Source organism: SAR324 cluster bacterium, from assembly GCA_029245725.1.
GTDB lineage: Bacteria > SAR324 > SAR324 > SAR324 > NAC60-12 > JCVI-SCAAA005.
The window spans coordinates 1-8,112 of the sequence record JAQWOT010000134.1 but is presented as its reverse complement, the minus strand read 5'-3'; the positions used below and the strand labels follow the sequence as shown (position 1 = coordinate 8,112).

The 8,112-nt window shown below is 48.8% G+C and carries 7 protein-coding genes; 4 read left to right on the top strand and 3 right to left on the bottom strand.

Annotation, left to right across the window (positions count from 1 at the left end; genetic code table 11):
• The 3 genes from P8O70_06175 to P8O70_06165 all read right to left on the bottom strand — a co-directional run.
• On the bottom strand, positions 1-1,565 hold a 1,565-nt coding region (locus P8O70_06175; GenBank protein MDG2196462.1), incomplete at its 3' end, for a phosphotransferase.
• A complete protein-coding gene (locus tag P8O70_06170) occupies positions 1,562-3,238 on the bottom strand; it encodes an amino acid ABC transporter permease (GenBank protein MDG2196461.1) in 1,677 nt (558 codons plus the stop codon). The genes P8O70_06175 and P8O70_06170, both read right to left, overlap by 4 nt.
• A 15-nt stretch (positions 3,239-3,253) precedes the next feature.
• Positions 3,254-3,994, bottom strand: a complete 741-nt coding sequence (locus P8O70_06165; protein MDG2196460.1) for a transporter substrate-binding domain-containing protein — start codon at positions 3,992-3,994, stop codon at positions 3,254-3,256.
• 359 nt (positions 3,995-4,353) lie between these two features.
• Between P8O70_06165 and P8O70_06160 the strand changes: the two genes are divergently transcribed.
• The 4 genes from P8O70_06160 to P8O70_06145 form a co-directional block, all read left to right on the top strand.
• The gene (locus P8O70_06160) at positions 4,354-6,888 is read left to right on the top strand and encodes an ion channel (GenBank protein ID MDG2196459.1); all 2,535 of its coding nucleotides are present in this window, start codon (positions 4,354-4,356) and stop codon (positions 6,886-6,888) included.
• A 29-nt stretch (positions 6,889-6,917) separates the two neighbouring features.
• Positions 6,918-7,529 (top strand): LysE family transporter, encoded by a 612-nt coding sequence (locus tag P8O70_06155; GenBank protein MDG2196458.1) that lies wholly within the window; start codon positions 6,918-6,920, stop codon positions 7,527-7,529.
• 27 nt (positions 7,530-7,556) lie between these two features.
• On the top strand, positions 7,557-7,745 hold the full coding sequence (locus P8O70_06150) for a hypothetical protein (GenBank protein ID MDG2196457.1): 189 nt from the start codon (positions 7,557-7,559) through the stop codon (positions 7,743-7,745).
• Positions 7,745-8,112 (top strand): molybdopterin-guanine dinucleotide biosynthesis protein MobB (locus P8O70_06145; GenBank protein ID MDG2196456.1); only part of this gene is annotated, 368 nt, incomplete at its 3' end. The genes P8O70_06150 and P8O70_06145, both read left to right, overlap by 1 nt.

The following is an 8,112-nucleotide window of genomic DNA, read 5'->3' as shown; positions in this document are numbered from 1 at the left end:
GGCCAGTTGCCGTTTCGGGGTGATGCTCCAATCCTAGCAATACGGGTCCCAGCTTGGACGGAATCTCCTGGTTGCCAGAGTTCTAGGCACTCTGGATCAAGATGGCCGTAGAGCGTGAAGAAGCTCTCTCCACTAAGATCCTCATGCTGCAACATGAGTGTAGGGCCATAGTCCTGCTCTTGAGCGTTGTCATGAACCGTGACGAAGGTCCCATCCAGTGGAGCAAATATGGAGGTTCCAGCTAGTCCAAAAATATCCAGTCCCAGGTGTACGGTCCGTGATTCTAGATCTTGCTGAAATTCAGGTGCAGTGTAGCAAAGCCGAATCTCATCGTAGAGCCCAAGAGCAAAGATCTTGTTTGAACTTTCAATGGCTTGTTGAATGCGAGCAGACTGTTTCTCAACGTCACCACTCAGCCAATCGCTGGTGGGGCTCTTTATTCCCAGTGGCAAGAGCAGAGTGTTGTCGGGAGTGAGATATTGGCCCATCACTGGGAAAAACATTTGTTCTTCCAAAGTAGTCTTTAGAGAAACCTTTCGGTGGATTGAGGAATGACCACAGGCAAATCTGGAGCGGGTGATACCCTCCTCCAGTGAGAGAACATTTAAGCGTTGAAGTAGTTCTCGAATTGGTTGCTGACTGATCAAGAGATATTCATTTTCTGGCTGCTTCTGAATTTGTTTTGCTGCCATCACGATGCTCACACCGAGTCGCATGAGTGCCATTGGCCAGACAAACTCAGCCTCCAGCAGAGAGAGTGGCCTAGCTTGGCTGAAACCACTGAGCGTTGCCTGTACTACTTTCCAAGGAGCTATTTGACCAAGAAGAGTATAGGCCAAAGTCACAGCAGCTTCTGCACAAGTCCATGAAATAACCATGTCGCCAAAGTCGATCAAGCTCAACTCTGGGGGGCCTTCTAGCCCACCATGGACCAATACATTGTAGTCGTTGGCGTCGTTCTGAATCAGGGAACGAGGTAAGTCTGTCTCCAGGGGCCGTCCATACCTGTCGTACAGTCGTAGTGCTTGCTCCAGAAAATTCTTGAGCAAGGGATCCGTCACCAAGGAAAGACCTTCTACGACAATTTGCGAAGCTTGATTAGGGTGCCACGGCAATTCTGGATGGGGATCTGGAACAGCAAGGGTAGAGAGCGAAGTGGCAATTCGTCGAATCAAGTGACCAACGGAATGAAAAAGTTCGGTGGTATGTGGTCGGAATTCGGCGAGGGGAATGCCTGGCTGCCAGCTTTGCAGCCGTAACCAGCAGGAACTCCCATTCTGTAAGCTTCCTTGGGAAATAAAACTTCCAACCTGATCCGCCAGTGGGTTTGGTACCAGACTACCCAATTCAGAGTTCAGGTGCTGCATCGCTCGAATTTCAGTCTTCAGACTCTCCAGAGGAACCTTAGCACTTACCACCTTGAAAGTGTTTTTCTCTCCGCTTGCTAAGCAGAGTTGAAAGTTGCGATCCCGTTCCCCAGGTAGGGTAACCAGTTGTCCTGTCAAGCCGTAGTGTTGAGCAAGCAGTTCCAGCGCTTCTGCTTCAGTAAGTTGCGGAGGTGTCATTTTTTGGGAATAGGCGTGGTTCTTCGTTCCAGCCACTTGAGCAGACTGGCAGCCGCAAGGGTAAGGACGACATAAAGAATCGCGGCTGTATTGAACGGAGCAAAAGGGAGAAAACTACTCGCTTGGAATTCACGCATCCGTTGGGTTGAATCGCGAACCGAAAGAATTGATAGGAGTGCCGTGTCCTTCAGCATTGCGATGAATTCATTGCCAAGTGGTGGAATGACGATACGTAGGGCTTGTGGCAGAATAACCAACCTGGCGGTTTGCCATCGGTCTAGTCCAAGTGTTCGGGCTGCCTCTACCTGTCCTTTGGGAACAGCCTCGATGCCAGCTCGGAAAATCTCTGCCATATAGGCCGAGTAGCCCAGGCAGATCGCAAACACTCCCCGGATCATATTGGGCAGGTCAATAAACCCATCGGTGGCCTGTTTGACGGCTCCACTGAGTGGTAATCCCACGTAGAGGATGATTACCAGCATGGGAATCCCACGCAGGATATCAATATAGAATTCAGCAAAGACAGCCAATGGGTGCATCCGGTGCTGCCATCCTCCGAAGGTCAGCAATCCAAGTAAAAAGCCGAAGACACCAAAGACCATTGAGGGTGTCCTGTATTCATCGGCTAGAAACTCAGTGCGCCAAAGAATGGGGGCTTTTGCAGGAAGGGCTGATTCTGGGATAAAAGCGGCACTGATTCGTTTGTCTTCAGCATAGAGCTTTAGAGCTTGCTCAACATCCCTAGCAGCGCGGATCTGCATCTCCACACCATTGTCAAACTCACCGTAGCGCAGTGTGTCTGCCAAACGTTGTGGAGTGTCCTTGATGAAAGCAGCACGTCCTTCTATGGTTCCAATCAAAACATACTGTGCCTGTGGCATTTGGGAGAAAATCAACCCAATACCCAACAGTAGTCCGGCAATCACTCCGTAGCGGCGATAAATGTTGGGGTTGGGCTGCAGGGATAGCATCCCCGCTAGAACCAGTCCAAGGATAGCGGAGGCTACATAAGCGAAAATGGCTGCCCGCAGGGTCAACAACAAGCCAGTAGCGAAACTCAGTCGTGCAACCAGAATTAAGAAGAGTAGGCTTCCTCCTTGGAAGATCAGCAGTAAACGCCAAATCCAACGGTTTATCCGCTCTGGTAATTTTTTAGTGAGAGCGACTGCACCGAGCAATGTAGTCCCAAGAAGGTAGGGCCACCGCAGAATTTCTAGCCATCCTTGCATCCAAGCCTGTCCTTCTGGAGTAAGGGCTGGATAATTGACCTTGGGATCTCGGAATGGATTGCTGCGGGCATCCAGTAGGTCTCCAATCACTGAATCCCAGAAAGGCGCCAGATCCCATCGGGTGAGTAACCAGGACATTAGCAACAAGTGCAGCACTAGCCCAAACCAGGAGACTTCACGAGGATAGGAAAGCCAACTTGGTGATTTGCGAGTAAGCAGGATGGGGATCAATCCACTCAACAAACCCAGTAGCAAAACTAGGAAGGTTTGAAAGACTTCTGCGGCACCTTCCTCAACGCCAACGATGAAGGCGAGGGAGCGGCTGTAATTTGTGGAAGTGGCGAAGAGATAGATGAAGAAGGGCGCGCTGGCCAGCAGCACAAGATTGCTGGCCCGAAGCTGAAGCCACTCCAGGCCGATGCGCCTTGGTGAAGGGTCGGTCATGAGGCGCGAGTCAAATTATTCGCTCCAGTATTTCAAGACGAGCTTATCGAGAGTACCATCAGCTTTGACCTGGGCAAGACCGGTGTTAAAGGCGTCGACCATCCCATCCCCCTCACGAAAAACCAGTCCCAGAGGGTCACTGTTGAGACCACGAATGCCAACAACCAATTCACCAGCAAATTGCTGCTCGTAAGCCGCAGCTGAGGTGCCATCAATCACCAGGCCATCGACGTCACCGTTACGCAGGGCCTGAACTGCAGCGGCAAAGGTATCGAAAAGAGCGACATTGTTACGGCCAACCAACTCTTCGGCAAGTTGAGCATTGGTGGTTCCAGTTTGTGAAGCCAGCTTGCGACCAGCCCCTTTCATGCCATCCAGTGTCATACCCTCGTCATCAACACGGACCATGATTGCCTGGCTAACCACGAGATATGGATCACTGAAGTCCATTTGCTTGTCACGTTCTGGTGTGATGGAAACACCAGAGACGACCATATCAAATTCGCTCTGCTGTAGCGCAGCAAAGATTCCATCCCAGGCTGTGGTCACGAACTGGGGTACACAGTTGATTCGCTCACAGATGGCATCAACCAGGTCCACATCAAAACCAATGATCTCTCCAGTTTTTTCATCCACCATCTCCATTGGAGGGTACGTGGTGTCTGAGCCAATGCGTAGCACTTTGCCACCTAAATCAGCGGCGTGCACCCAACCAGCAAAAAGCATTAAAGTTGCGGCAATAATGAATCTTTTCATAAGGAATTCCCTGCTGAGAAGTGAACGTTGAAATGAAACTACTATGAACGACCGACGGACTGTTATAGGGGAAATCCTGACTCGGTTGCAAGAAAAACTAGCTCTGCCAAATTCATCTGCCAGGATTGTCAATTTCAAACTCCTCTCTGTAGAGTCTTGTGTTAGACAAAATAAATCATAACTTCATTCTGACTAATCATTGAACACAACTGGAAAAACGTGGGTTTGTTGCTATCGTATATTTTTAGCAAATCAGAGCCAATATATAGGGCTGCTTAGCTTTCAGGAGTTCCTATGATTCTCAAAAATTTTAGTAGTTTGCGATATTCAAGCAGTATTCTAATGGGTTCTAATCGACTATGAAGATACGTCACATTCTCTATTGGTTTCTTCCCACGCTAATTATTGTTTCTACCCTAGGGATTCATCTCTTTGAGTTCCTGTTGACTGGGAACGCCGAATCAGACTATGGAAGCCTCTTCAATAGCTTCTACTGGACGATTGTGACTGTCGCAACAGTGGGCTTCGGAGACATGTCGCCAGAAACTCACTGGGGCCGAGTGTTCACTGTTTTTGTGATTATCGGGGGGGTCCTGAATTACTCACTAATTGTCTCTACCTTGACAACCAAATTAGGTGAATATCGCTCATCGCGTGAAAAGGGTTTGGACCCGGTTAAGAAGCAGGGTCACATCCTTGTTTGTTCAGATGATCCTGCCTGGATGACCAAAATTCTAGGACAAAATCAGCAGTTGGTTCAAGAGGGTAAGATCATAATCGTTTCTCCATCCACTCAACATCCTTTGCTAACTACAGAGTACAAGGATGTCAATTGGGTTGCTGGGGATTCCCAACAAGTGGAAATCTTGCTCAAGGCCGCAGCCACATTTGCTCATACGGCCTATGTCTATTTTAAGAATAGCAACCAAGGATTGATTACGGTGTTACAATTGGAAACCCTTAGCAAGGGAGAACTGATCACCCTAGCTCAATATGTGGGAAGCGATTTTCGTAAATTTTTTGCCGACGTGGGCTGCGATCATGCGCTGAATCCATATGACCTGTATGTGCCAATGATGCTGCAGGCGTTTCGTTCACAGGGGGGACCTTCTTGGATTAGAGGAGTGGTTCATCAGTCACAGGAACACCAACTGGAAACAAAACCACTGCCAGTGAAATTTGCGGACAAAACCTGGATAGAATATGTGCATGCAACCAAACGATCAACAGGACACATGCCTCTAGGGATTGTGATGGAGGAGGTCGTGCTGATTAACCCTAGCTCTGAACACGTCTTGCGTCGAGATAACCAGGTGATCCAGTTACAGTCTGTTGCTGAGCGCAAGGGGGGCGACTTGGAAGAGCATGGAATCGAAGTGTTTGGGATGGATGATATTCGTATCGATGGACATCTACTGATCAACTCGGACAACCCTATTTTTATCCGGCGAATGCTGAGAGAGCTGTCCCGTGGGGAGTTGGGAGATCATATCGTAGTGTTGACGAGCTTACCACAGTCGGAGGAAATTCCAGAGAACCTTTCAGTGGAGTGGATTCAGGATCATACTAACAGCGAAGATGCTTTCCGCAAAGCACGGGCCTCCTTGGCCAAGGTGGCTTTTATTGATCATCTGCAAGATGGCCAGACCTTTATGGCCGTACTGTGTCTGGAACAGGAAACAGATGGTGAAATTTTTACGATTGCAACCTTTCGTGATGATAACTTTGATCAGCATCTCCTCAAGGTAGGTTGTGATTTCTGCCTCAAGTTCGATGATCTGGTTGTTCCGATACTCGCCCAGTCTGCCAACAACAGCGGCTTGGGTAACCTAGTGAGCCAGTTACTATCCAACGATCTAAGTACCCAGAGTCTGTTTGTCCGCCGATTAAGCTATGATTGGACAACGGCTAATTGGGAGGAAACAATCCTCAAGATCAAAAAAGAATACAGCTACCTTCCCGTGGGGTTGATTCGTCGAGGAACCAACAAACTATTGGTAAACCCACATTTTGGTCAATTGGTAAACCCTGGCGACAGCTTGATCTTCATCGCTAAGGAGTCCGCATTGCGAGGGCAACATCTGTTTGATTTGAATCATACGGATCAGGTTGTGGCTCAGTCATCTCTGACTAAAACTTCTGAAAAAGCAGAGAAAGACAATGATGATGACCACTTGACACAGCAAGCACTCAAGCTGTTGCGACAAGGGGGTGATGCAAGCGCTGCTTATCGTTTGCTGATGCAGGCTGCTACCCTTGGTAGCGCCGAAGCAAAATATGAACTGGGAATTCTGAACTTCCGTGGCAAAGGCATACCTAAAAATCTGGACGAAGCTTACTACTGGTTTCGTGAATCGGCTATCTCTGGTTATGAGCAGTCTCAGAATGTGCTCTCTACCATTAGAATTTTACGAGAGACCGAACAGAAATTTGAGGAGACAGAAGACCAGATCCCAGAATTCAATCCAGAAATGCTGAATATGTTTAACTCAACACAGCGACGCTGGTTTGCACGGATGGTAGTGGCCATGGTCCAGGCAGATGGTCGAATTGATCTACATGAGCGTGCCTTCGTGCACTCAGCCATTCAACTCCTGTCAGATCACGAGGAGATCCTTGATCTGGAAGAGTATGTTCTGCATGGGAAATGTCCAGAAGTGGAGCCGATTGAGCTATCCAAGGAATTGAGAGATCGTGTTCTAGATAGCCTACTCAACGTGGCAACGATTGATCGGCATTTTGATGTGGCAGAGTGTGAGTTATTGAGAAATATTGCGCAGTCATTGGGGTGCGATAAACAAACTGTGGAGCAACTTTTGGAGATTGGCAATACGCGGGTACAACAATTCCACTCAACTCAACTTCACGCTCCAAATGTTCGTGCTCGCGTTTGATGCGCCACAGATTTAGTGACTGAAGAAAAATGGACCCACAAACCTGGTTGATCTATTCAGTTGCTGCACTCGGACTCTCCCTCTCTCCAGGACCAAATGGTCTGCTAGCTCTCACTCATGGTGCTCTCTACGGATGGCGTCGAACTCTCAGCACGATCGCTGGTGGAGCAGTGGGGTTCACTATTCTCATTGCACTCTCTCTATTTGGTATCGGTGCACTGCTTCAATCCACACTGATTGGTCTTACCATTCTTAAACTGGTTGGCGGGGCTTACCTGATCTGGCTCGGTATTCAGGTCTGGCGAGCCCCACCTGTGGGAGAAACGCTTGCGCCTGTATTGCAGAGTTCTCGTAAGAGGACGCTCTTTCGTCAGGGTGCTCTTTCGGCGGTGACCAATCCCAAGGGCATCCTCTTCTTTGCCGCCTTTTTGCCCCAGTTTGTTGAACCTCAGCGAGAACTCGTCCTGCAGTTCGTGTTGATGGCTGCTACTTTTGTGTTGATTGAGATTGTCACGGAACTTTGCTTGGCCAGCCTGGCGCAACAGATTCGTCCTTGGTTGCAGCGGGTAGGACAGCGTTTCAACCAGATTTGTGGAGGACTTTTCATTGTGATTGGCTTGGCGCTTCCTTTGAGAAGTTGAGTTAGAACACTTCAGAATTGTTTGAGAATGGCAGGAATCAGGATCAACGGCTTGGATAGAATTGGCAAAGATCGACTTGGAACACTCCTCTCCGGTTGGACCTATCAGATTGGTGGACTCGTTGGGCGTCTGACAACCGCTACGCTGATGGTAGGAGTCAGTGTGCTAGCAGTCATCCGATTGAAGTCAGGATACGAGCCCCAGGTTGTCAGCTGATGGAACCTGTTTCCGCCTCATCATTCACTCCCTCCCTGGCTTTTTGTGGCTATTCTGGTTCTGGTAAGACCGAATTGCTGCTCCATTGCTTGAAATTACTAAAAGCATGTGGATTTTCACCGGCTGTTCTCAAAAGTTCTTCAGAAGTTCACGCTGCGATTGCCAGTAAGGATAGCCAGAGGTTTTTTGACGAAGGAGCCGCTGGTGTGGGCTTTGTTAATCCCGCTCAGGCTCTTCTGCACTTACCCAGAAGAGACTTCTTTCAGAGAACTGTAGATTCAGAAGTCCAACTCCGACGTCAAGTTCCCTTCGATATTTTGCTACGTGAGGGAGGTAAGCAATCAAGTGACTGGAAGGTGGTTTGTCT

Excerpts from the sequence above, each read along its gene's own strand:
- P8O70_06160 (MDG2196459.1), top strand. The coding sequence starts at position 4,354 with ATGAAGATACGTCACATTCTCTATTGGTTTCTTCCCACGCTAATTATT.
- P8O70_06155 (MDG2196458.1), top strand. The coding sequence starts at position 6,918 with ATGGACCCACAAACCTGGTTGATCTATTCAGTTGCTGCACTCGGACTC.
- P8O70_06170 (MDG2196461.1), bottom strand. The coding sequence starts at position 3,238 with ATGACCGACCCTTCACCAAGGCGCATCGGCCTGGAGTGGCTTCAGCTT.
- P8O70_06165 (MDG2196460.1), bottom strand. The coding sequence starts at position 3,994 with ATGAAAAGATTCATTATTGCCGCAACTTTAATGCTTTTTGCTGGTTGG.
- P8O70_06150 (MDG2196457.1), top strand. The coding sequence starts at position 7,557 with ATGGCAGGAATCAGGATCAACGGCTTGGATAGAATTGGCAAAGATCGA.